Below are 22,444 nucleotides of genomic sequence, written 5' to 3'. Positions count from 1 at the left end.
TATCGTCGTTGAGTGATTGCAAGAAGTTAGCGACAGCGCACCCTACATCGGCCGCCTTGTCTGCTGCGCCCGCTCGGGCTCGACCACCTTGCGGTAGAGATGCCAGGTGGCATGGCCGAGCACCGGCATGACGACGGCTAGCCCGGCAAACAGCGGGATGGAACCGATCACCAGAAGCACGGCGACCAGCAAGCCCCACAGCGCCATCTGCAGCGGGTTGGCCATTACCGCCCGGGCCGAGGTCTCGATCGCCGAAACGGCGCCGACGTCACGGTCGAGCAGCAGCGGGAAGGCAACCACGGTGGTGGCCAGCACGATTACGGCAAAGACAAAGCCCGCGGCATTGCCGGCAAGGATCAGCGTCCAGCCCTTGCTGGTGGTCAGCACGTCGCGGATGAAGCCACCGATCGAGGCCGGCGGCTGGTCGCCGAACAGGCCGGTGTAGATCGATTGCGCGGTGTAGAGCCATAACAGGAACAGCGCCACCAGCATGATCCCGATGACGGCGATCGACGGAACCGCGGACGAGCGCCGCACATCAAACGCGTGCCGCCAGGAGGTGTTCATGCCGAGTTCGCGCCGGCGGCTGATCTCGTAAAGGCCGAGCGCCGCAAAGGGCCCGACCAGCGCGAAACCCGACATCAGGGGATAGATGAGCTGGATGGCGTTGGCCCCGGACGTCCACTGCGTCAGGATCAGGCCGACGATGGGATAGATCAAGCACAGGAACACATAGTGCGAAGGTTTTGCCCAGAAATCCTCGACGCCGAGGCGCAGCGCATCCCAAAGGTCCGACGTGGTGATGCGGCGCACCGTTGGCTGCACATGCATTCCACGTGCGTCCGCCATGACATGAAAGCCGGCCATAACCTTCCTCCCGTGTGTCGGGGCGGTCACCGCCAGGATGGCCGCCAGAGCTGCCACTTCAAGAACGAGAGGCACGATAGCAGAGTTGGCGGCGATTGTCGCCGCGTCAATTGCCTGGGGAGCAACTCCTCGTAGTGTTCAACTCTCCGTATGGCCTCTCATATGGCGTACCTTGGCGGTCCTTCATTTTGACCAATCATTGTGCTGCATTTTAGCATTTACGCATTTTAGCATTTACTTAAATTGCTCGTAGGGATCTTTGGCGTATCACCTGAGCTTTACGAAGTTCGGCGAGGAACTATGTTCGCATTGAAAGGCTTTTGGTCTTCGGAGCGTGGCAACTTTGCCATAACGACCGCCATCGGGATGCTGCCGATAATGATTGGTTTGGCCGGCGCCGTTGATCTGATCGGCACGAGCCATGACGCCTCGCAACTACAGAACTCGCTTGACGCGGCGGGGCTCGCCATCGGCACGAAGTTCTCTCCCGATATGGCGGCCGGCGATGTCCAGCAGCTTGGGCTGCAATTCTTCGCCGCCAATATGAGCGTGGCCGACCAGCAGGAATATCTGGGCAGCGTCTCCGCTTTCGCGGCAACGGCAAGCGGCAGCCCAAGCGCCTACTTTATCTCGCTGTCGTCCAGCATAAGCCGCCCAAGCTTCATCAGCGCCTCGGCCCCCTGGCAGGCCTACCGCTCGGCCTCGGTCAAGATAAAACCTGGCGCGCAGGCCTGCGTGCTGGCGCTCGATCCGCATGCGTCCGCCGCCGTGAACCTGCAGGGCTCGACCAACGTCTCGATGGACAATTGTGTGATCGCGGCGAACTCGGACGCCCCCGATTCCGTGAACAGGGGCGGCTCCGCCCTGGTTTCAGCGGGCTGTGTCTCAACTGTCGGCGGCACCAGCGGGCTGTTGCCACCCAGCGCCAGTCTCGCCTGCGGAACGCCGCACGAACATCGGTACGCATCCTTTGATCCGCTGGCCGACGTCGTTCCTCCCCCTTACACATTGTGTTTGCCGGTCCCGAACGGCAAAACCTACACGCTGTCGCCAGGCACTTATTGCGACAAGACATTGTCGGGAAACATCACGCTTAATCCGGGCGTCTACATCATGCGCGGCACCACCATAAAGCCAGGGGGAAACGGCAGCCTGACTGGCCAGGGCGTGACCATATTTCTCATGGAAAGCGCTCAGATCTACATAAATGCCAATGAGAAGGTGAACCTTTCCCCGCCCACCAGCGGCCCTTATGCCGGTATCACCATTTTTCAGGATCACGGCAACACGTCTGCTCTGACATTGAATGGCGGCGCAAATTCCGTGATCAGCGGTTTTATCTACGCGCCGGACGCGCCCATTTCCTACGCCGGCAACTCTGATATGAGCGCCCAGGGCAACTGTCTCAGGCTTGTCGGCAATACGATACAGATGACCGGAAACTCGTCCGTCAAGTCGGACTGCGCGGCGGCGCTTGGAAATCGCACAATGTATGCCGATCGGATGATCACTCTGGTGAAATGAGAAACGACAGGCGGCCCAAGCGGTCGCGTTGAGAAAAATGGCGGTCGCGTTTAACAATGCCGGAGTGCGGCGACCGCACTCCGGCAGATCAGTGCCTCTCACAAAGGCACATCCTGGTTGAAAATGGGGTATCGCTACGATTGCGCCGGTGCAGCGAAGCGATCGATCACCTCAGTCAGGGGGACGTGGCCAAGGCAGGCGCCAGAACCGGCGGGTTGTTCGCCATCCTCGACAGCCAGGGCATAACGCACGGCCGGATCGGCTTCGATGCGAAGGCGCAATCCGGCCAGCTTGGGATAGGCAGCGCCGTCGATCGCCTGGTGAAATTCCGCCCAGCGTGCCACGCCGATCAGCGTGGTATCGGCAAGAGTCAGCCCGTCGCCGACCAGGAAATCCGTACCGGCGATCATCGCCTCGAGCCGATCATGACGTTCCGCAACGGCCTTGCGGCCGAACTCCCGCAAGGTCGCCTTCAGCGCGGGTTCATCCGCCGCCATTTCCAATGCCACCCAGAGCGGGCTGAAGGCGGCGGTGAAACCGGTGTTCACGAAGGCCATCAACTGGTGCATGCGGTCGGCTTGCGGCGTGCGCGGTTCGAAGCTGATGCGACGCTGTGTGTCGCGGGCTTCGAGCCATGCGGCGATGGCCATTGTCTCGGTGAGCACCCGGCCTTCGTCGGTGATCAGCACCGGCGTTTCCTGACGGTCGTTGATGCTGGCATAGGCATCGTTTTTCATCTCGGTGAGCATGTCGACGCGGCACAGGCGATAGGGTTGCCCGACGCGTTCGAAGGCAGCGACGAGCCCCATCGAGCTTCCCGCCGGGAAGCCATAAAGCAGGATAGGTTCCATTTGTTTTCTTCCGTGATTGAGGAGATCACGCCGCGCAGCGAAACTTGACCCTAAACGCTGGTCGTCCCATGTAAATTACGCACAATTCTGTAACCAGGATCCGCCCATGAAAGACGTCGTCTCACGCTGCCCGATCGAAGAGACCATGCGCGTGCTCAGCGGCCGCTGGCCCACGCTGCTGCTCTATTATCTGAAGGACGGGACCAAGCGGTTCAGTGACCTGAGACGCGACAACCCCACCGTGTCGCACCGCATTCTGGCTCTGGAACTGCGCAAGCTCGAGGACGCCGGTATCGTGAGGCGAACGGCCCGCTCGGGCTATCCGCTGCGGGTCGACTATGACCTCACGGCGCCTGGCCGCAAGCTTGTACCGCTCATCGACGCGCTGGGCTCGTGGTGGGTGCATACGGAAGACGACCGGATGCGCGGTTCCTCGGACGCAGATCTCGATACTGCCGCCTAACATCTTCGATTTTCGCCGCCCTGCCCGGCAAAAGCCATGATCGACGTTATCTCAGGGGCATGACCATAGCGAAAATCGAAACCTACCCGATGCCGAATCTGAACAGGCGCATGGTGTTGACCGGCCTCGCCGCCCTAGCGGGACTCGCCGCCTGCAGCACTGTTTCACTGCCAACCGGCGAAGGCGCCGGGGTCTCCTCCTCCGCCACCGGCACGCTGGCCAGTATCCGCGCCTCGGCCGGGCTGGCGCCGATGGTCCCCGACCGGCAGCTCGAACAGGCCGCCCTGCAGCAGGCCGGCTACATGGCGCAGCGCCGCCGCATGAGCCACACCACCGGCTGGGGCAAGGATTTCGCCTCGCGCGTCAGGGACAATCGAATTTCCGGTGCCGCGGCGGAGAACATCGCCGAGGGCCGTTTCGATCTTGAGAAGCTGTTCGACATCTGGGTGCATTCGCCCGGCCATCGCCGCAACATGCTCGACCCGCGCTTCACCCGCTTCGGCCTTGCCTATGTGCGCGACGGCGGCGACAGCAAGCTCCGTTACTGGAGCCTGGTGCTCGGAAAATAGGATGGAAAGCTAGTCCATATGCGCTGCCGGCGCGCCGCCGGCAGGCGCCTGCTTCGGCTTGCGCAGCAGGAAAACAAACGGAATGGCAAGCAGCGTCATCACCATGAGCATTTTGAAGTCGTTGACGTAGGAGATCATCATCGCCTGGAGATTGACCATGCGATCGACCTGTGAGAGCGCCATAGGATCGCCGCTCGCGGCGGCTGGAGAGACCGCCCACAGATTCGGATTGAACGGGTTGATGAAGGCCGAAAGCTCGGTGTGGTTGACCTGCGTGTTGCGCACCATCAGAACCGTCACGACCGACACGCCGATGGATGAGCCAAGATTGCGCACCAGGCTGAACAAAGCCGTGGCATCGGTGCGGAAGCGCACGTCAAGCGTGGCGAAGGCGACGGTCGACAGCGGCACGAACACCATTCCCATCCCCAGGCCCTGGATGACGCCGGAGCTGAGGATCAGCCAATTGTCCATCTGTGGCGTGAAGCTGGACATGGTGTAGAGCGATTGCGCCGTGAGCAGAAAGCCGATGACGACAAGAATCCTGGCGTCGATCCTGCTCATGAGCCGCCCGACGACAAGCATCGAAATCATGGTGCCGACACCGCGCGGCCCCAACACGACACCGATGGTGACGGTCGGATAGCCGAAGATGGTCGACAGCATCGGCGGCAGCAGCGACATCGAGGCCAGGATCAGCACGCCCATGACGAAGATGAATGCCAGCCCGGTCACGAAATTGCGGTCGAGGAAGATCTTGGGATCGATGAAAGGACGTTCCGCCGTCAGCGTGTGGATGATGAACACCCAGAATCCGGTGATCGAAAGAGCAAGCTCGATCCAGATCTCGACCGAGGAAAACCAGTCGACCTCGCCGCCGCGGTCAAGCAGCAACTGCAGCGCACCGACACCGAGCGATAACATGGCGAAGCCGAAGAAATCGAAGCTGCGCACTCGCCGGGCAACCGCCGGCAGATAGGCGGCCATACCGAGGAAGGCGATGATGCCGACCGGCAGGTTGATGAAGAACACCCAGCGCCAGTTGAAATTTTCGGTCAGCCAGCCGCCGAGCGTCGGACCCAGGATTGGCCCCAGCATGATGCCAGCGCCCCAGATGGCCATTGCCTGGCCGTGGCGCTCCCTGGGGTTGATGTCGAGCAGGAAGGTTTGCGACAGTGGCACGATGGCGGCGCCGAACACGCCTTGCATCAGCCGGAAGAACACTATGCTCTCCAGGCTCCAGGCGATACCGCACAGCATCGAAAACACGGTGAAACCGACAACCGCCCCCAGGAACAGTTCCTTGCGGCCGAAGCGATCGGCCAGCCAGCCGGTGACCGGCGTCATGATGGCGGCGGCAACGATGTAGGAGGTCAGCACCCAGTTGATGTTGTCGGGTGAGGCGCCGAGATCGCCGGTCATGGTCGGCAGCGCGACGTTGGCGATCGTCGTGTCGAGCGCCTGCATGATCGTCGCCAGCATGAGCGCGACCGTGATCAGGCCGCGATGCGGCACTTCTTTGAAGGGTTCGGGCGTGCTCATGGCATGAAACTTCCAGCAGGTAACAAAAACGTGTACAAGGGGTTTCCGGGCGGCAACGCCTTCCGTTGAGAGACCCTCGTCGCGGTGGGACGCGATTGTCGATGTGGGGGTTACATCGACTGAAAGTCTCTGATGAGCGGATGCCTGCCGCCCGGAAACATGAGGACCGACGGGTCCGCGTCGGAGATTTCAGATTTCGGCCAGGCCGCTACGCGGCGCGCCCAAACGCTGATCCTCCAGCTCCTCCCATCAGACCAATCCTGCTATTCACCTCCGCCGCTGGTCCTGCGGCATTCTGACGTTACTGCGCGGCCTCGCCAGCCGTGGCGTGACCGAAGATCGAAGGCAGGCCACGCGCCACGCCGGTGTCGACGGTAACGGTGGCGCTCATGCCGGTGCGCAACGCCATCTTGGCGTCCGCATCGGTCAATTCGAGACGAACCGGGATGCGCTGCGTGACCTTGACCCAGTTGCCGGTGGCATTCTGGGCTGGCAGCAGCGAGAACTCGGCTCCCGTGCCGGCGCCGATCGCCTTGACCGTCGCCTCGAAGGTGCGCCCTGGATAGGTGTCGACCACGATCTCGGCCTTCTGGCCGGGCTTCATGTGGGTGAGCTGCGTTTCCTTGAAATTGGCATCGATCCAGGTGTCGCCGGTCTCGACCAGCGAAAACAGCGGCGTGCCGGAACCGACATACTGGCCGACCTTGAACGACGAGGCCTGGCTGACGATGCCGTCCGCCGGCGCCTTGACCGTGGTCTGCGCCAGGTCGTAGGCCGCCTTGTCGCGCGCGGCGAGCGCGGCCATCACGGTCGGGTGCTTGTCGGTCTCGATGTCGGGATTGCCGCCAAGGGCTGCCTTGGCGCTGATGATGCCTTGCTCGGCAACGGCCAGCTGCTGCTTGGCCTTGTCGAGATCGTTCTTGGCCTCGTCCAGCGACGATTTGGCGTTGATGCCCTTCTGGGCAAGATCGGCGGCGCGGTCGAACTGCGACTGGGCGAAGACGACCTGGCTGGCATCGGACTTCTGCTGAGCCATCGACTGGCCATAGGCCGCGCGCAGCTGCTCGACATTGAGACGCGCGCCCGCCACCGCCGCGTCGGCCTGCGCCAGCGCGATCCGGTATGGCTCGGGGTCGATGGCAAACAGCTCGTCATCCTGTTTGACCAGCTGGTTATCGAAGATGTCGACCTTGACGATGCGGCCTGCCGTGTCGGAAGCGATCGACACCTTGGCCTGCTGCAGGTTGGCGTTCTCGGTCTCCTGGTAGCGGCCGCCGGTGACCCAGACGTAGCCGCCCCCGACAGCGAGTGCCGCGGGCAGCGCGACCATCAGCAGGAAGCGGCCCAGCCGGCGCTTTTTCTTCACCGGCGCCGGGGCCGGCTGCACTGGGGGAGCAACCGCCACCGGGGCCGCGGCCGGCTGCGCCGGCGCTTCCATCTCCAGTTCGGTCGTGTTCTTGTCTATCTTGGCTACCGCGTTCATGCTGCTGCGCCTTCTGTATTCTTCACTTTTTCAATGGACGGCGTCTCGTCGTCGGTCAGGTTGCGGACCATCGCCTCGAGCCCTTCGACGAGGACGCGACGGGCTTCCGGCTTCACGCCGACCAGCGATTCCTCATAGACTTCCCCGGCAATGCTCTTGATCACGGCGTAGGCGTCGCTCGCCTTGGGCGTCAGGAAGATCATGCGGACGCGACGATCGGCGGCGTCGGCACGACGCTCGATCCAGCCTCCCTCCTCCATGCGGTCGACCAGGCGCGAAACGCTGATCGGCTCGATTTCGAGAAGTTCGGCCAGCCGTGCCTGCGCGACGCCGTCTTCCTTGGCAACGCGGACCAGAAGCCGCCATTGCGCCGAAGAAAGCCCCAAGCCACTGGCCCTCGCCTCGAAGCGCTTGCGCATCAGGCGCTGCACGTCGTGAATCAAGAAGCCCAATCTGTCGATGCCATCGGAAACCATGAGCGGGATATATAATAAGCGTGCTCACTATTCAAGATGCCGCGTTGCATAAGAAGCCGGCAGATATGCACGACAGTCATGCGATGCAGGCATGGTTACCGATTGGTGAGCGCCTGTCGCCATGCCAGCCGGCTTCGCCGCTCCGCCACGTCATGCTGGTCGGGTCTGACATATTGATGTACAGCCGTTGGTCAGGATCGGGGGATCACGAAAATGCCGACGCTCTACGCTCTCAAGCCGGCCTTCCAGGGACGGCTGCGGCCGCTGGTCAATCGGCTGGCGGCAATCGGGGTCACCGCAAACAGCATAACCATCCTGGCGGCCGTGATGTCGATAACCGCCGGCGCGGCCATCGCGATCCTGCACGAATGGCGCTGGCTGCTGTTGCTTATCCCCGTGGTGATGTTCGTGCGCATGGCGCTGAATGCCGTGGATGGCATGCTGGCACGGGAACATGGGCAGGCGTCGACGCTCGGCATGTATCTGAACGAGTTGTGCGACGTCGTTTCGGACCTCGCACTGATTCTTCCTTTTGCCGTCTTTCCGGAATTTGGCGCATGGGGCGTCGTCGCCTTCGCGATATCGGCCGTGCTGACCGAATTCGCCGGCGTGCTCGGCATCGCCGCCAAGATCGGACGCAACTATGCCGGGCCATTCGGCAAGAGCGACAGAGCGCTGGCGCTCGGTGTGGTCGCCGTGCTGTGCGCCGCCGGGCTCTGGCCGGCATCGATAGCACCGTTTGTGTTTCCGGCCATGGCAACGCTTTCGCTGCTGACCGCCATAAACCGGATACGCGCCGGCCTTATTGGCAGCGCCAGCTGAGCATCGAGGCTCGCCATGCCGCCAGAGGGAAAGACCATGATGCACGAACCGATCGCCGCCGCGGCCACGCAAAGCTTTGCGCGGCAAGCGCAGGAGCGGGTCTTCCGCAGCCATGACGGGGCGGAGATCTTCTACCGATTCTGGCCTGCGGCTTCGGCCGATGCCAAAGGCGCGGTGGTGCTGTTCCATCGCGGCCACGAGCATGGCGGCCGCATGGCCCATCTCGTCGACGAATTGCGGATGCCGGACCACGCCTTCTATGCCTGGGATGCCCGCGGCAATGGCCGTTCGTCCGGCGAGCGCGGCTATGCCCCTTCCTTCTCGGCCCTGGTGCGCGACATCGACTGCTTCATGCGCGAGATTGCCGCCAGGGATGGCTTCGCCACTGGGGATATCGCGCTGATCGCGCAATCCTTCGGCGCTGTGCTTGCCGCCGCCTGGGTGCATGACTATGCGCCGAAGTTGCGCGCCATGGTGCTGGCCTCACCGGCCTTCTCGGTGAAACTCTACGTGCCCTTCGCCAAGGAAGGCATCGCACTCTGGCAGAAGATCAAGGGCCGCTTTTTCGTCAATTCCTACGTCAAGGCGAAATTCCTGACCCATGATCCCGTGCGCATCGCCTCCTTCGAGAGCGATCCGCTGATCACGCGGCCGATCGCTTCCAACATCCTGGTCGAACTCTACCAGCATGCCGCACGCATCGTCGCTGACGCCCGCGCCATCCGCGTGCCGACCCAGCTTCTGCTTTCGGGCAGCGACTGGGTGGTGCGCCACGGCCCGCAGCACGAGTTCTTCGTCAATCTCGGCAGCCGCGCCAAGGAACGCCATGTGCTGCCGGGCTTCTTTCACGACACGCTGGGCGAACGCGACCGGGCGCAGGCCCTCGAGCTGATCCGGCCGTTCCTGGCCAGGCAGTTCGCGGCACCGGACGCGCCGGTCGACCTGAAGCAGGCGGATATTGCGGGCTACACCCGCGACGAGGCCGACAGGCTTGCCTCGCCGCTCGATCTGTTGTCGCCCAAAGGTCTCTATTGGGCATTCAGCCGTGCCTCCATCCGCATGGGCGCCTGGGTCTCGCAGGGCATGAAGACCGGCATCGCCACCGGCTTCGATTCCGGCTCGACGCTGGATTACGTCTACGAGAACGACGCGCGGGGTCTTACACCTCTTGGCCGCGTCGTCGACCGCATTTTCCTGGAAGCCATCGGCTGGCGCGGCATCCGCCAGCGCAAGCTGCATCTCGAAGAGCTCATCGGCTCTTGCCTGGCGACGCTCAAGGCCGCTGGTCGGCCGGCGCACATTCTCGACATCGCCGCCGGCCATGGCCGCTATGTTCTCGATGCCATCGCGAAGAGCCCCGACCAGCCAGCGAGCGTTCGCCTGCAGGATTATTCCGACCTCAACGTCCAGCTTGGCCGCAAGCTGATCGCTGAGCGGCAATTGCCGGCTGATGTCTCGTTCCAGCGTGCGGACGCTTTCGATGCCGACATGCTCGCCGGCGCCGATCCAGCGCCCGACCTCGCCATCGTTTCCGGCCTTTACGAGCTGTTCTCGGACAATGCGATGATCGCCCGCTCGCTCGGTGGGCTCGCCCGCGCCATGCAGCCGGGAAGCCTTTTGCTCTACACCAACCAGCCCTGGCACCCGCAGCTCGAGATGATCGCACGCAGCCTGACCTCGCATCGCGGCGGCGAGGCCTGGGTCATGCGGCGTCGCACGCAAGGCGAGATGGACCAGCTCGTCGAAGCCGCCGGTTTCGAAAAGCTCGACCAGCGCATCGACCAATGGGGCATCTTCACCGTCTCGGTCGCGCGGCGCCGCTGAACAGCATGGTCTCATCGCCTGCATCCACCGCGCGCGCCGAGCCTTATGGACGGGTGGTCGTCAGGGCAGCCCTGTGGCTGGCCTTGCTGGCACCGTTCTTCTATCTCAGCTACGGCTTCGCCAACTGGCTGGCGTCGCGGCGCGACGATGTCGGCAGCATCGTGTTCTCCTGGGAACACAGCATCCCGTTCGTCGCCTGGACCATCGTCCCCTACTGGTCGATCAACCTGTTCTACGGCCTGTCGCTGCTGCTCAACGACAACAGGCAAGGGGTCGACCGCCTGGCCGGGCGTTATCTCACCGCGCAAGTCGTCGCCGTTGCCTGCTTCATCCTGTTCCCGCTGACCGCGACATTCGTGCGGCCGGCGACGACCGGCCTGCCCGGCTTCCTGTTTGCCGTGCTCGGCGGTTTCGACAAGCCGTTCAACCAGGCGCCCTCGCTGCACATCGCCCTTCTGGTGATCATCTGGGATCATTGGCGCCGTCGGCTCGGCGGTTTTCTCCTGGCGCTCTGGCACGGCTGGTGCTTCCTGATCGGCGCCTCGGTGCTGACGACCTGGCAGCATCATTTCATCGACATCCCGACCGGCGCGCTGCTCGGATTCTTTGCGTTGTGGCTGTTTCCGCGCAGCGGCGCGTTGCCGTTTTCAGGCTTCCGGCTAACCAGCGATGTGCAAGCGCGGCGGCTGGCGCGGTTCTATGCGCTGGGCGCCGTGCTCGCGCTGGCGGGCGTCGCGCTCGGTGCATTCGTTTGCGCTGTCGCGCTGTTCCTGCTTTGGCCGGCGCTGGCGCTGGCCATCGTCGCCCTCGCCTATGCAGGGGCAGGCGAAAAAGTGTTCCAGAAATCCGCCGATGGCAGCATCACGCTCGCAAGCCGTGTCCTGCTCTTGCCTTACCGTCTCGGCGCCAGGGCAAACATATGGGCCTGGACGCGCAAACTTGCTCCCCAGGTGGCGATTGCCGATGGCGTCTTTCTCGGGCGCTTTCCCACTACACGCGAGGCCAACGGCTTCGGCACGGTCATCGACCTTGCCGCCGAACTTGAAAGACCGGCGGCACCCGATTGCCGCTGGATCAGCTTTCCGATGATCGACCTGTTGCCGCCGCCCGTGTCGGTACAGCAACAGGCAGCCGGCGCGCTGGAAAGCGCGCGCCGGGATGGCACCGTGCTGGTGTGCTGCGCGCTCGGCTTCCAGCGCAGCGCCGGCGTCGTGGCCGAATGGCTGGTGGTGACCGGCAGGGCCAAAACGTCGACGCTCGCCCGCGAGATGCTCGCGGCCCTCGGCCGGCCGGTTCATCTTGCAGAAGCCACGGATCCGGCGGCGTCATGACCGGCAATGCCTATCAGGACCGCACCCATCGCTTCGCTGGCATGCTGATGCGGCAGGCAGCGTGGCCGGCCGCAATCGTGGTGGCCGCGAACATCCTTGCGCCGCTGGCTGCCTCGACGCGCGGCGCTTTCGAAAACTTGCCCGCGGCCGTTGCTTTGTCGATCACCGCCGCGAGCGCGGTGGCGGTGCTGATGCTGTCGACACTGCTGGCGTTTGACGCGCTGCTGTTCCGGATCATGGCCAGCCATGATGACGAAGCTTCCGGCGGTGCCGCAGTGGACGACATGCTGGCGCGCATGCGCCTGAAAACGGCTCCGTCCGCGACACGCTCGCTCGATGACCGCATGGCCGGCACGCGTCGTCTGCTGTTCAAGCAGCGTGCCGCCCTGGCTCTGTTTGCCGCAGCACTTCTGGCGGCAGGGTTTTGGGCGCCGCGATGAACAGGCTTTCGCTCAAGACCTTCACCTTGCTGCAGACGGTAACCTCGGTCGGCCTGTCGGCGCTGGCCCGGATGGTGACGGGCGTGCGGCCGATCTGGAACGGCAGCCTGCCCTCCGACCGCCAGCGCATCTATTTCGCCAACCACACCAGCCATGGCGACTTCATCCTTTTGTCGGCCTGCCTCAGCGAAAGGGAGCGCGCGATCACCCATGCTGTTGCCGCAGGCGAATATTGGGGGAAGTCGCGGCTGCGCCGCTTCATCGCGCAGGACATGCTGTCGTCGGTGCTCATCAACCGGCAGTGGACGAGACCTGAGGAAAATCCGATCGAGATCATGCTGTCGGTTCTCGACCAGGGGCACTCGCTGATCCTGTTTCCCGAAGGCACACGCAACATGACCGAAGAGCCGCTGCTGGCATTCCGCTCCGGGCTCTACAATTTGTCGACGGCGCGGCCTGAGGTCGAGCTGATCCCGTGCTGGATCGAGAACATGTCGCGCGTGCTGCCCAAGGGCCAGTTCCTGCCGGTGCCGCTGCTGTGCCGCGTCGTCTTCGGCGCGCCGGTGGCGATCGGTCCGGGAGAAGAACGCCGCGCCTTCCTCGAACGCGCCCACGCCACGCTTCTGGCGCTCAACCCGCGTCCCGAGCGAGACGATTGATGCGCCACGAAATCTCCATCCTGATCATCGGCCTGCTGGCGGTTTTGACCACCGCCAGCATCGTCGCCACCATCCTTTCGGCGCGGGCGCCGAAGCCGCTCAGTTCGACGCTGGTCAATCTGACCCAGCGCATCAACGCCTGGTGGGTGATGGTGGCGCTGATGACGGTCGCCTTCTTCTTCGGCCGTTACGGGATGACCATCCTGTTCGCTCTGATCTCCTTCGCCGCGCTGCGCGAATTCGTGACGCTGACGCATACGCGCCGCAGCGACCATTGGGTGCTGCTCGGCATGTTCGGCATCATCATACCGTTTCAATACTGGCTGGTGTGGACCGCCTGGTACGGGCTCTTCGTCATCTTCATTCCGGTCTATTGCTTCCTGCTGATGCCGGCCATCACGGCGCTGCATGGCGACACCGAACGCTTCCTCGAGCGGATCGCCGCGCAGCAATGGGCGGTGATGATCTCGGTCTATTGCGTCAGCCATGTCCCTGCTCTGCTGACACTCGAGGTGCCGGGATTCGAAGGCCGCACCCTGCTGCTGATCGCCTACCTGATCATCGTCGTGCAAGGCAGCGACGTGCTGCAGTACATCTTCGGCAAGCTGTTTGGAAAACACCGTTTTTCGCCCAACGTCTCACCATCGAAAACCTGGGAAGGCCTGATCGGCGGACTGGTGTCGGCGAGCTTGCTCGGCGCATTGTTGTCGTTCGTCACCCCCTTTTCGCCGCTGCAGGCGGCAGGCGTAGCCTTCGTCGCCTGCTCGATGGGATTCCTCGGCGGGCTGGTCGCCTCGGCCATCAAGCGCGACCAGGGCGTCAAGGACTGGGGCCATCTGATCGAAGGCCATGGCGGCATGATGGACCGCACCGACAGCCTGGTCTTCGCCGCCCCTGTGTTCTTCCACATCGTGCGCTATTTCTGGACCGTGTGATCCGGCGATCTGTTGCCGCGCTCAAAGCGGTTGCGGATGAGCATGGTGACGACCAGAAACCCCGCTATTTAGCGCGTTTCCTGACATACAGTTCCAGCTTGTGGCGGACGATCTCGAAGCCAAGCTCCGACGCTATCTCGGCCTGCAGTTTCTCGATTTTGTCGGAACGGAACTCGATCACCTGACCGGTGTCGAGGTCGATGAGATGGTCGTGATGTTCACGGTCCGCGTTTTCGAACCGGGCGCGGCCCTCGTCGAAGGCATGACGCTGGATGGCGCCTTTCTCCTCTAGGAGCCGCAACGTCCGGTAGACGGTCGACAAGGAAATGCTGCCGTCGATCTGGTGGGCACGAGAATACAATTCGTTCGCGTCCGGATGGTCGTGCGCATCCGCCAGCAGCCGCAAGATCACCTTGCGTTGTTCGGTCATCCGGACACCGGCGGCTTTCAAATTGCTCCGGAATCGCTCGAAAAGGTCGTTGTCCGCTTTCATCCGTCATACTTAGCCGCGTTGCCACGCGACTGCAATTAGCTACTTGCAAATCAGTTGCAACTGCAATATTAGATGCAAATCACTTGCATTAGCATGACGTGACTAGCGCATGGGCGACGATCAACTCCAGTCGAAAGGCATCCGATGACTGTTTCTGCTTCCCCAACCCGCAGGACGATGCTGCGGGCGCTTGGCGGCTTTGTGGCCATCGGTTTTGCGACGATGGCGAGCCTTGTTCCGGTCATGGCACAGGAGACCCGGCCTGCGGCAGGGAAGGTTCTGCGCGTCGTGACGACGTTCACGATCATCCAGGATATCGCGCAAAACGTAGCCGGGACCGCGGCAATCGTAGAGTCGGTGACCAAGCCCGGCGCTGAAATCCACGACTATCAGCCGACGCCGCTCGACGTGGTGAAGGCGCAATCGGCCGACCTCGTGCTCTGGAACGGCATGAACCTCGAACGCTGGTTCGAGAAATTCTTCGACAACGTGAAGAACGTGCCGAGTGCCGTCGTCACGGAGGGCATAGAGCCGATGGGGATCAAGGAGGGGCCTTACGAAGGCAAGCCCAACCCGCATGCGTGGATGTCGCCGAAGAACGCCCTCATCTATGTCGAGAACATCCGCAAGGCGCTGTCCAAGGCGGATCCGGCAAACGCCCAGGTCTATGCCGCCAATGCCGCCGCCTATTCGGAAAAGATCAAGGCAATCGACGAGCCCATGCGCAAGCGCCTGTCGGCGATCCCAACGGACCAACGCTGGCTGGTTACAAGCGAAGGCGCTTTCAGCTACCTGGCACGCGACTTCGATCTGCGCGAAGCCTATCTGTGGCCGATCAACGCCGACCAGCAAGGCACCCCGCAACAGGCGCGCAAGCTGATCGACCTGGTGCGCGAGAACAAGATTCCGGTGGTGTTCAGCGAAAGCACCATTTCCGACAAGGCGGCCAAGCAAGTCGCGCGCGAAACCGGAGCCACCTATGGAGGCGTTCTCTACGTCGATTCGCTGAGCGAGGAAGACGGCCTGGTTCCGACCTATCTGAAGCTTCTCGAAACCACCGTCGAGACGATCGTCCAGGGGTTCGGCGGGTGACCGGGGTTCGCACCGCGCTCGCTCCGGACAGCAGCCATGATCGAACATCGACCGGTAGCGGCCGGGTCGTTGCCTCCATCGACGTGGACGACGTCACCGTCAACTATTCAAGCGGGGTCACGGCCGTACACTCCGCCTCTTTCAGGCTCGGCGCCTCCACCATCTGCGCGCTGGTCGGCGTCAACGGCTCCGGCAAATCGACGCTGTTCAAGGCGCTGATGGGCTTCCTGACGCCGTCGACCGGAACAGTGCTTATCGCCGGATTGCCCGTCCACGCAGCGCTGAAGCGCGGCCTAGTCGCGTATGTGCCGCAGAGCGAGGATGTCGACTGGAACTTTCCGGTGCTGGTGGAAGATGTCGTCATGATGGGCCGCTACGGCCACATGAATTTTCTGCGTATCCCAGGCAGAGCCGATCGCATGGCGGTCGACGCGGCACTGGAACGGGTCGGCATGACCGATTTTCGCAAGCGCCAGATCGGCGAACTGAGCGGCGGCCAGAAGAAGCGTGTGTTCCTGGCGCGCGCTCTGGCGCAGGGCGGCGAAATCATCCTGCTCGACGAGCCGTTCACCGGCGTCGACGTGCAGACCGAAGCAGCGATCATCGATCTCCTTCGGTCGATGCGCGACGACGGCAAGCTGATGTTGGTGTCGACGCACAATCTCGGCAGCATCGTCAATTTCTGCGACCATGTCGTCATCTTCAACAAGACGGTGCTGGCCTTCGGACCAACAGAGACAACGTTTACGCAAGCCAATCTTGCGAAAGCTTTTGGCGGCGTGCTGAGGCATCTGCGCCTCGGCGGCGCCGATCTTCATGACGACCCCGACGCTCGCCACCTGACCGTGCTGACCGATGACGAGCGTCCTCTGGTGCTTTACGGCGAGCGGGATCAAGAGAAGATGATGAAGCCCGACAGCGGATCGCCAGCCCCGTGATCGACATCCTGCTGGAACCCTTCACCTACAACTACATGGCCAAGGCCATCTGGGTCAGCGCCCTGGTCGGCATGGTCTGCGCGTTCCTGTCCTGCTATCTCATACTAAAGGGCTGGGCCCTGATGGGCGACGCGCTTGCCCACTCGGTGGTGCCGGGCGTTGCGGCCGCCTACATAGTGGCCCTTCCCTATGCCGCCGGCGCATTCGCCTCCGGCCTCATCGCCGCACTCGGCATCACCTTGGTGCGGCGCGTGACGCAACTTCGCGAGGACGCCGTGATCGGCCTTGTCTTTACAACGCTGTTCGCTGGCGGGCTGCTGATTGCGTCGATCAGTCCGACCTCCGTAAACATCCAGTCCATCGTACTCGGCAACATCCTCGCAATCTCCGACGAGGATGTAACCCAGATCATCCTCATCGCAGCGGTTTCGCTGGCTGTACTGGGGCTTCGATGGAAGGATATGATGCTGGTGTTCTTCGACGAGAACCATGCGCGCGGCGTCGGCCTGAATCCGTGGCGGCTGCGGGTCCTGTTCTTCGTGCTGCTCAGCGCCTGCATCGTCGCCGCGCTCCAGACCGTCGGCGCGATCCTCGTGATCGCGATGGTGGTAACGCCTGGCGCCACCGCCTATCTGCTTACCGATCGGTTCGGCGTCATGATCCTGCTCGCGATGGCGATCGGCGCGGCGACGAGCGCGGTCGGCGCCTATCTCAGCTTCTTTCTCGATGGCGCGACTGGCGGACTGATCGTGGTGCTGCAGACCGTGGTCTTTCTGATTGCCTTCGTCTTCGCACCCAAACATGGGCGGCTCGCCGCACGCCGGGCGGCACGTGCCGCATCGCAGGTCGCGTCATGATGACGATCTGGTCCTGGATCGCCGAACCGCTCAGCCACGAATTCATGCGTCGCGGTCTCGCCGTCGCCGTTCTGGTCGGCGCCATTTGCGCGGTGTTGTCCTGCTATCTCGTCCTGAAGGGCTGGTCGCTGATGGGCGACGCCGTTTCGCATGCCGTGCTTCCGGGTATCGTGCTCGCCTATATCGCCGGGATCCCGCTTGCCTTCGGCGCCTTCGTGGCAGGACTTGGCTGCGCGCTGGCGACGGGCTACCTCAAGCAGCACAGCCGGATCAAGGAGGACGCAGTCATGGGCATCGTCTTCTCAGGCATGTTCGCGTTTGGCCTGGTGCTGTTCGTCAAAGTCGAGACCGACCAGCATCTCAATCATATCCTGTTCGGCAATATGCTCGGCGTCCAGTGGCGCGACGTGATCGAGGCGGCGGTCATCGTCGTGCCGGCGATCCTCATCGTTCTGGCAAAACGCAAGGATCTGTTGCTTTATTGTTTCGATCCGGCCCATGCGCGCGCGATCGGCCTGCCCGTCAACCTGCTGCATTTCGGGCTGCTGACGCTGCTCGCGTTGACCATCGTGGCCTCGCTGAAGGCTGTCGGGATCATCCTTGTCATCGCCATGCTGATCGCGCCGGGAGCGATCGGCTTTCTTTTGACGAAGAGCTTTGAGCGCATGCTCGCCATTGCAGCAGCCGCCGCCATCGGGTCGAGCGTCGTGGGAACGATCCTCAGCTATCACATCGACGCAGCCACGGGCCCGACGATCATCGTCGTTCAGGCCGGCGTTTTTTTGCTTGCCCTGTTCCAGTCGAAGCGCCCAAAGCAACGGGTGCAGCTGGGCATTTCGGGAGAGTAATCGCGGCCCTGACCCAAGCCGCACTCAAAGCCGGTTGCGGATCAGCATGGTGACGACGAAGAACGCGCCGACCGAGCTGGTGATGATGCCGATCGGCAGTTCCTGCGGCGGCAGCAGCGTTCGGGCCAGGAGGTCGCTGGCCAGCAACAGCACCGCGCCGAAGACGGCGCAGCTGGCAACCAGGCGCAGGTGCAAGGGGCCCGCCAGCGGCCGCGACAGATGCGGGATCATCAGCCCGACGAAGCCGATGACGCCGGCGACCGAGACCAGGATCGCCGTCGAGAAGGCGGCGACGAGAAAGGTCATCCTTCGCATCCGCGCCACCGGCACGCCCAGGCTTTCGGCGGCGTTTTCGCCGGCCAGGAAGGCATCGAGCCTGCGATGGTTCCACAGCGCGTAAGCCAGAATGGTGCCTGCTCCCAGCGCGCCCAGCCAGATATTATCCCAGCGCGCCAGGCCAAGGCCGCCCATGGTCCAGAACAGCACGGAGTGGGCGGCGCGCTGATCGCCGGCAAAGACAAGATAGTTGGTCAAGGCGGTGAACATGAAGGACACGGCAAGGCCGGCAAGGATCAGCCGCTCCGGGCCTTGCCCCCTCACCCGCGCAACCAGCAGCAGCACGACGCCGGCAGCCAATATGCCGCCGGTGAAGGCCGCGACCGGCAATGTCCAGATGCCGAAACTGTCGCCGAAGACGGTGATAACGGAAACCGCACCCGCGGCGGCGCCCGACGACAGGCCGAACAGGAACGGATCGGCGAGGTCGTTGCGGGTCACCGTCTGCAGCAGCGCACCGACGACGCCGAGGCCGGCGCCGACGCAGATGGCCAGGATCGTGCGCGGCAGCCGCAGGTCGACGACGATCTTGCCGACCGGTCCTGCCACGTCGTGCCCGCTGAAGCCGATTGCACGGCCAAGCGCGGCAACAACATCGGTCAACGGGATCAGTGTCGAACCATAGGCGATCGACAGCAGAGCGAGAGCGGCGATCGCCGCCGCTCCCACCAGCATGGCCAGTGCAAATGCCGGATGGCGCAAGCCTGGAAATGCGTCGCGTCTGTCAGGACGCGTGCGACGCACTTCCAGGATCTTTTGTTCATGCATGTCGTTGCCCCAAAACCGCTGCGCACTTTTGGGCGACAGGCATCAAAACGCTTCCGGATGCATGGCCTTGGCGATCTTGTCGATGGCTTCGATGTTGGCCGGTCCCGGCGTCAGTTCGGCATAGCGCAGGGCGACGAAGCGCTCGTTCTTGACCGCGTCCGTCTCCTTCATGGCCGGATGCGCCTTCAGGAAATCGAGCAGTTTCCTGTAGCCGCCACCGTCCTGGTAATCGAGCAGGATGAGGAATTGCGGATTGCGCGACGCCACCGTTTCCCAGTCCGTGTTGCCCCAGCTGGTATCCATGTCGGCCATGATGTTGTCGCCGCCGGCGGCTGATATCATGGCGCTGGGGATGGCGAATTTGCCTGCGGTGAACGGCTTGTCCTCGCCGGAATCATAGAGGAAGACCCGCGTTCCCTTGGCGTCGCCGACCTTGGCGGTGATGTCGGCGAGCCGCGTCTTCCAGCCGGAGACAAGCTTCTCAGCTTCGGCCTCCTTGCCGAAGATCTTGCCCAGTTTCTCGACGTCGCCATAGAGCAGGTCCATCGAGGCGGCGGGGCGGCTCTTGTCGAGATGGACGCAGCTTTCCGTCAGCACCAGCGTCTTGATGCCGTGCGGAGCAAGCGTGTCGGGCGTCACTTCACCACCCGGCTTCATGCCATAATACCAGCCGGCGAAGAAAAAATCGGGCTCGACCGCGACGAGGTTTTCGAGCGTCGGATATTTCGGCGCCAGTTCCGGGATCGAACCCTGCTCGGCCTTGAATTCGGGACCGACCTTGTACCATCCGGAGATGCCGGTCAGGCCGACGATCGCCGGCTGCAGTTTCAGCGCGAAGGCCATCTCGGCCATGTTGAGATCCTGAATGACGGCACGCTTCGGCGGCGCGTCGAAGGTCAGCGGCTTGCCGCAGCTGTCGACGGTCACCGGGAAGGCCAGGGCTGTCGAGGCCAGCAGCGAGAAGGCAAGCGAAAAAGCGAGGCGTTTCAAGGGTTTTCTCCTGTGGACGGGATTGATCGATATGTGACGGCTTCAATCAGAATGGCGGCGCGGCACGGTTCGGCATCTCGAACACCGTCAGTTCGCGGTCTTCGGTCGGATGGCGCAGACGCAGCACATCGATGCCGAAAATCTCGCGGATCAGCTTTTGGGTCAGCGCTTCGCGCGGTGCGGCGAGCGCTTGCAGACGGGCATGGTTCATCACCGCCACCCTGGTGGCAAACGGCGCGACCAGCGCCAGATCGTGCAGCACCGCGATCACCGTCATCTCGAAGCCGGCCACGAGTTCAAGCAGTTCGCCGCGGGCGCGCGGGTCGAGATGGTTGGTCGGCTCGTCGAGGAACAGGATCTTTGGCTGCTGGGCGATGGCGCGCGCCAGTTGGGCGCGCTGGCGCTCGCCGCCCGACAGGGAGCCGATGGTGCGGCCAAGCAGCGGCAGCAGGCCGGTCCGGCGCAGCGCATCGACGACAATGTCACGCTCCTCGCTCCTGCGCCGTAGCCGAGCGTGCGGGACCCGGCCCAGCTCGACATAGTCGATCACCGCCAGCCGCGGATCGGGCTGGTCGGTCTGGCCGACAACGGCGATATGCAGCGCCCGCTCGGCGGCGGAAATCCCGTCCAGCCGGCGCCCGCCGAGGTTCACCTCGCCGGAGCTCGGCCGCAGCATGCCCGACAGCATGCGCAGCAGCGTCGTCTTGCCCGCGCCGTTGGGACCGATGATGGCGAGGCGATCGCCAGCGGCCACCGAAAAGCTGACCGCCTGGACCAGATCCCGGCCATTCGCCATGGCGCAGAGGTCATGTGCTTCGAGAAGCGCTACGGTCATCGGCTGCCCGCCAGATTGCCGGGATGGCAAAGCGTGCATGCGATGATGCGATGGATGGAGCCGTCCAACTTTCCGTCACTTTCCAAAACTGGCGACGGAAGGAAGCTGGCGAAGCGGCCGACAAGACCGGGATTCGCGTTTCCTCCCGGCACACCCCGTCCGGTCAACTCTGTGATGGCAGGTCTCCTGGCTCGCGGGTCGTTGCGCCATCCTGCCTTCCCAGCCTTGCCGGCCAGTGGCATTCACGGATTTTGCTCGCCGCTTACAGTTGCGGGGGCAGCCACGGCCTCGACCCCTGGGGATCTCACCGTGTTCCCTTTTCACCCCTCGCCTTTCGACTCGGGGACCATCACCGCTTCAGCGTAGATTTCCCCCAATCGCTTCGCAATGGATTTCTCGGACGGAGTGGTGGGCCGGCTAGGGGAAACATGCATTTCACGCTCTCGATATGTAATAACATTACGCATTTAGAGGATGCCGCCTGGCGCTGTCAAGCGAAGCCTGCCGAATTTGGCTCGTCGGCGGCAAGGGGCGCTCGACCGCTGTGCCATATCGGTGTGCGACTGTGACGGGATCGGTTCGATTGCGCGGGATGCGCAATTTCGATCAAACTGGCCGCGCCAGGAAACGGCAGGATGATCTGGCCAATGCGAGGAGCAAAATGAACCCGACCGAGAAAGCGCTGTGGTTCGTCGAAAGTCATCTGCCGGAGGCGATCTCGCTTGACGATGTCGCGCAAAGCAGCGGCGTGTCGCGTTTTCATGTGACGCGCGGGCTTTCGGCGCTGCCACGGGCCGCTCGGTGATGGGCTACATGCGCTCACGCCGGCTCACCGAGGCGGCGCGCAAGCTGGCCGGCGGGGCGCCCGACATTCTCTCCGTCGCGCTCGACGCCGGCTACAACTCGCATGAGGCGTTCACCCGTGCCTTCCGCGATCAGTTCGGCACCACGCCGGAACTGGTGCGCGCGCAAGGCACACTCGACAAGCTCGACCTCGTGGAGCCGATCCTGATGGACCAGTCCTTCCTCACCAATCTCGAACCACCGCGTTTCGAGACCAGCCGGCCGTTCCTGATCGCCGGCCTCGGCGAACGCTACAGCTGCGAAACCAGCGCCGCCATTCCGATGCAATGGCAGCGCTTCGGCCCCTATATCGGCAACATTCCGGGCGAGACCGGCGATGTCGCCTATGGCGTCTGCGTCAACGGCGACGATGCCGGCAATTTCGACTACATCGCTGGCGTCGAAGTGTCTGATTTTTCCGACCTGCCCAAGGAATTCAGCCGGGCGCGGGTGCCGGCGCAGAAATATGCGGTCTTTGCCCACCGCGAACACATCTCGACCATCCGCCGCACGGTCAATACGATCTGGAACAAATGGCTGCCGGCTTCCGGCCACGAGATATCGGATGCGCCGGAATTCGAACGCTACGGCCCTGAGTTCGACCCACGCAGCGGCAATGGCGGGCTGGAGATCTGGATACCGGTGAAGGCGTAGTCGG

Annotated in this window: 22 protein-coding genes, 1 pseudogene and 1 riboswitch; of the genes and pseudogenes, 14 read left to right on the top strand and 9 right to left on the bottom strand. The window is 63.2% G+C overall.

Going from position 1 to position 22,444, the window contains the following annotated elements; all coding sequences use genetic code 11:
• Positions 1 to 42: 42 nt before the first annotated feature.
• A complete protein-coding gene (locus NKH06_RS13365) occupies positions 43 to 867 on the bottom strand; it encodes a DUF2189 domain-containing protein (protein WP_023813533.1) in 825 nt (274 codons plus the stop codon).
• A 300-nt stretch (positions 868 to 1,167) separates the two neighbouring features.
• Here NKH06_RS13365 and NKH06_RS13360 point away from each other — a divergent pair, with 300 nt between their 5' ends.
• On the top strand, positions 1,168 to 2,391 hold the full coding sequence (locus NKH06_RS13360) for a TadE/TadG family type IV pilus assembly protein (protein WP_128304793.1): 1,224 nt from the start codon (positions 1,168 to 1,170) through the stop codon (positions 2,389 to 2,391).
• Between the two features lie 134 nt (positions 2,392 to 2,525).
• Here the strand turns inward: NKH06_RS13360 and NKH06_RS13355 are convergent, their stop codons facing one another.
• Positions 2,526 to 3,242, bottom strand: a complete 717-nt coding sequence (locus tag NKH06_RS13355) for a glutathione S-transferase family protein (protein ID WP_352442471.1) — start codon at positions 3,240 to 3,242, stop codon at positions 2,526 to 2,528.
• Positions 3,243 to 3,348: 106 nt separating this feature from the next.
• On the opposite strand from NKH06_RS13355, the gene NKH06_RS13350 reads away from it, so the two are divergent.
• Positions 3,349 to 3,705: a winged helix-turn-helix transcriptional regulator gene (locus NKH06_RS13350; protein ID WP_352442472.1), complete on the top strand. Its 357-nt coding sequence runs from the start codon at positions 3,349 to 3,351 to the stop codon at positions 3,703 to 3,705.
• Between the two features lie 59 nt (positions 3,706 to 3,764).
• A complete protein-coding gene (locus tag NKH06_RS13345; protein WP_023813529.1) occupies positions 3,765 to 4,274 on the top strand; it encodes a CAP domain-containing protein in 510 nt (169 codons plus the stop codon).
• 9 nt (positions 4,275 to 4,283) lie between these two features.
• On the opposite strand, the gene NKH06_RS13340 is transcribed toward NKH06_RS13345, so the two are convergent.
• The 3 genes from NKH06_RS13340 to NKH06_RS13330 form a co-directional block, all read right to left on the bottom strand.
• Entirely contained in the window at positions 4,284 to 5,816 is a 1,533-nt protein-coding gene (locus NKH06_RS13340; protein ID WP_023813528.1) for a DHA2 family efflux MFS transporter permease subunit, read from the bottom strand.
• A gap of 301 nt (positions 5,817 to 6,117) precedes the next feature.
• Positions 6,118 to 7,299, bottom strand: coding sequence for an HlyD family secretion protein (locus tag NKH06_RS13335; protein ID WP_352442475.1), 1,182 nt, complete (start codon positions 7,297 to 7,299; stop codon positions 6,118 to 6,120).
• Entirely contained in the window at positions 7,296 to 7,775 is a 480-nt protein-coding gene (locus tag NKH06_RS13330; RefSeq protein ID WP_023813527.1) for a MarR family winged helix-turn-helix transcriptional regulator, read from the bottom strand. The genes NKH06_RS13335 and NKH06_RS13330 overlap by 4 nt, the downstream gene beginning before the upstream one ends.
• A 213-nt stretch (positions 7,776 to 7,988) precedes the next feature.
• Between NKH06_RS13330 and NKH06_RS13325 the strand changes: the two genes are divergently transcribed.
• Genes NKH06_RS13325 through NKH06_RS13300 form a run of 6 tightly spaced genes read left to right on the top strand, consistent with a single transcriptional unit; the run spans position 7,989 to position 13,786 of the window.
• Complete coding sequence (locus tag NKH06_RS13325) at positions 7,989 to 8,597, top strand: CDP-alcohol phosphatidyltransferase family protein (RefSeq protein WP_023813526.1); 609 nt, start codon at positions 7,989 to 7,991, stop codon at positions 8,595 to 8,597.
• A 39-nt stretch (positions 8,598 to 8,636) separates the two neighbouring features.
• Entirely contained in the window at positions 8,637 to 10,421 is a 1,785-nt protein-coding gene (locus tag NKH06_RS13320) for a bifunctional alpha/beta hydrolase/class I SAM-dependent methyltransferase (RefSeq protein ID WP_502914477.1), read from the top strand.
• Positions 10,422 to 10,426: 5 nt separating this feature from the next.
• Positions 10,427 to 11,752 (top strand): phosphatase PAP2/dual specificity phosphatase family protein, encoded by a 1,326-nt coding sequence (locus NKH06_RS13315; RefSeq protein WP_352893282.1) that lies wholly within the window; start codon positions 10,427 to 10,429, stop codon positions 11,750 to 11,752.
• Positions 11,749 to 12,192 carry a hypothetical protein gene (locus NKH06_RS13310; RefSeq protein ID WP_352893280.1) on the top strand — a complete coding sequence of 148 codons (444 nt, stop codon included), beginning with the start codon at positions 11,749 to 11,751 and terminating at the stop codon, positions 12,190 to 12,192. The genes NKH06_RS13315 and NKH06_RS13310 overlap by 4 nt, the downstream gene beginning before the upstream one ends.
• Positions 12,189 to 12,851, top strand: a complete 663-nt coding sequence (locus tag NKH06_RS13305; RefSeq protein WP_128304799.1) for a lysophospholipid acyltransferase family protein — start codon at positions 12,189 to 12,191, stop codon at positions 12,849 to 12,851. The genes NKH06_RS13310 and NKH06_RS13305 overlap by 4 nt, the downstream gene beginning before the upstream one ends.
• The gene (locus NKH06_RS13300; RefSeq protein ID WP_128304800.1) at positions 12,851 to 13,786 is read left to right on the top strand and encodes a phosphatidate cytidylyltransferase; all 936 of its coding nucleotides are present in this window, start codon (positions 12,851 to 12,853) and stop codon (positions 13,784 to 13,786) included. Before NKH06_RS13305 ends, NKH06_RS13300 begins: the two co-directional genes overlap by 1 nt.
• A gap of 64 nt (positions 13,787 to 13,850) precedes the next feature.
• On the opposite strand, the gene NKH06_RS13295 is transcribed toward NKH06_RS13300, so the two are convergent.
• Positions 13,851 to 14,279 (bottom strand): Fur family transcriptional regulator, encoded by a 429-nt coding sequence (locus tag NKH06_RS13295; RefSeq protein WP_023813521.1) that lies wholly within the window; start codon positions 14,277 to 14,279, stop codon positions 13,851 to 13,853.
• Positions 14,280 to 14,423: 144 nt separating this feature from the next.
• On the opposite strand from NKH06_RS13295, the gene NKH06_RS13290 reads away from it, so the two are divergent.
• The 4 genes from NKH06_RS13290 (at position 14,424) to NKH06_RS13275 (ending at position 18,014) form a co-directional block, all read left to right on the top strand.
• Positions 14,424 to 15,371 carry a metal ABC transporter substrate-binding protein gene (locus NKH06_RS13290; protein WP_502914473.1) on the top strand — a complete coding sequence of 316 codons (948 nt, stop codon included), beginning with the start codon at positions 14,424 to 14,426 and terminating at the stop codon, positions 15,369 to 15,371.
• Between the two features lie 77 nt (positions 15,372 to 15,448).
• On the top strand, positions 15,449 to 16,309 hold the full coding sequence (locus tag NKH06_RS13285; RefSeq protein WP_352893307.1) for a manganese/iron ABC transporter ATP-binding protein: 861 nt from the start codon (positions 15,449 to 15,451) through the stop codon (positions 16,307 to 16,309).
• Positions 16,306 to 17,166 (top strand): metal ABC transporter permease, encoded by an 861-nt coding sequence (locus tag NKH06_RS13280; protein ID WP_352893278.1) that lies wholly within the window; start codon positions 16,306 to 16,308, stop codon positions 17,164 to 17,166. Before NKH06_RS13285 ends, NKH06_RS13280 begins: the two co-directional genes overlap by 4 nt.
• Positions 17,166 to 18,014 carry a metal ABC transporter permease gene (locus NKH06_RS13275; protein ID WP_502897996.1) on the top strand — a complete coding sequence of 283 codons (849 nt, stop codon included), beginning with the start codon at positions 17,166 to 17,168 and terminating at the stop codon, positions 18,012 to 18,014. The genes NKH06_RS13280 and NKH06_RS13275 overlap by 1 nt, the downstream gene beginning before the upstream one ends.
• Positions 18,015 to 18,038: 24 nt before the next feature.
• Here the strand turns inward: NKH06_RS13275 and NKH06_RS13270 are convergent, their stop codons facing one another.
• The 3 genes from NKH06_RS13270 to NKH06_RS13260 all read right to left on the bottom strand — a co-directional run bounded on the left by NKH06_RS13270 (position 18,039) and on the right by NKH06_RS13260 (position 20,943).
• Entirely contained in the window at positions 18,039 to 19,025 is a 987-nt protein-coding gene (locus tag NKH06_RS13270) for a FecCD family ABC transporter permease (RefSeq protein ID WP_352629816.1), read from the bottom strand.
• Positions 19,026 to 19,160: 135 nt separating this feature from the next.
• Positions 19,161 to 20,108 carry an ABC transporter substrate-binding protein gene (locus tag NKH06_RS13265; RefSeq protein WP_352893276.1) on the bottom strand — a complete coding sequence of 316 codons (948 nt, stop codon included), beginning with the start codon at positions 20,106 to 20,108 and terminating at the stop codon, positions 19,161 to 19,163.
• A gap of 46 nt (positions 20,109 to 20,154) precedes the next feature.
• The gene (locus NKH06_RS13260) at positions 20,155 to 20,943 is read right to left on the bottom strand and encodes an ABC transporter ATP-binding protein (protein WP_352893274.1); all 789 of its coding nucleotides are present in this window, start codon (positions 20,941 to 20,943) and stop codon (positions 20,155 to 20,157) included.
• A gap of 159 nt (positions 20,944 to 21,102) precedes the next feature.
• A riboswitch (cobalamin riboswitch) is annotated at positions 21,103 to 21,309 on the bottom strand.
• 295 nt (positions 21,310 to 21,604) lie between these two features.
• On the opposite strand from NKH06_RS13260, the pseudogene NKH06_RS13255 reads away from it, so the two are divergent.
• A pseudogene (locus tag NKH06_RS13255) lies at positions 21,605 to 22,440 on the top strand (AraC family transcriptional regulator).
• The last annotated feature ends 4 nt before the right edge of the window (positions 22,441 to 22,444 follow it).

The organism is Mesorhizobium sp. M1342, assembly GCF_040317955.1.
GTDB lineage: Bacteria > Pseudomonadota > Alphaproteobacteria > Rhizobiales > Rhizobiaceae > Mesorhizobium.
The sequence above is the reverse complement of the archived record's forward strand: the minus strand, read 5'-3'. Positions and strand labels throughout refer to the sequence as shown.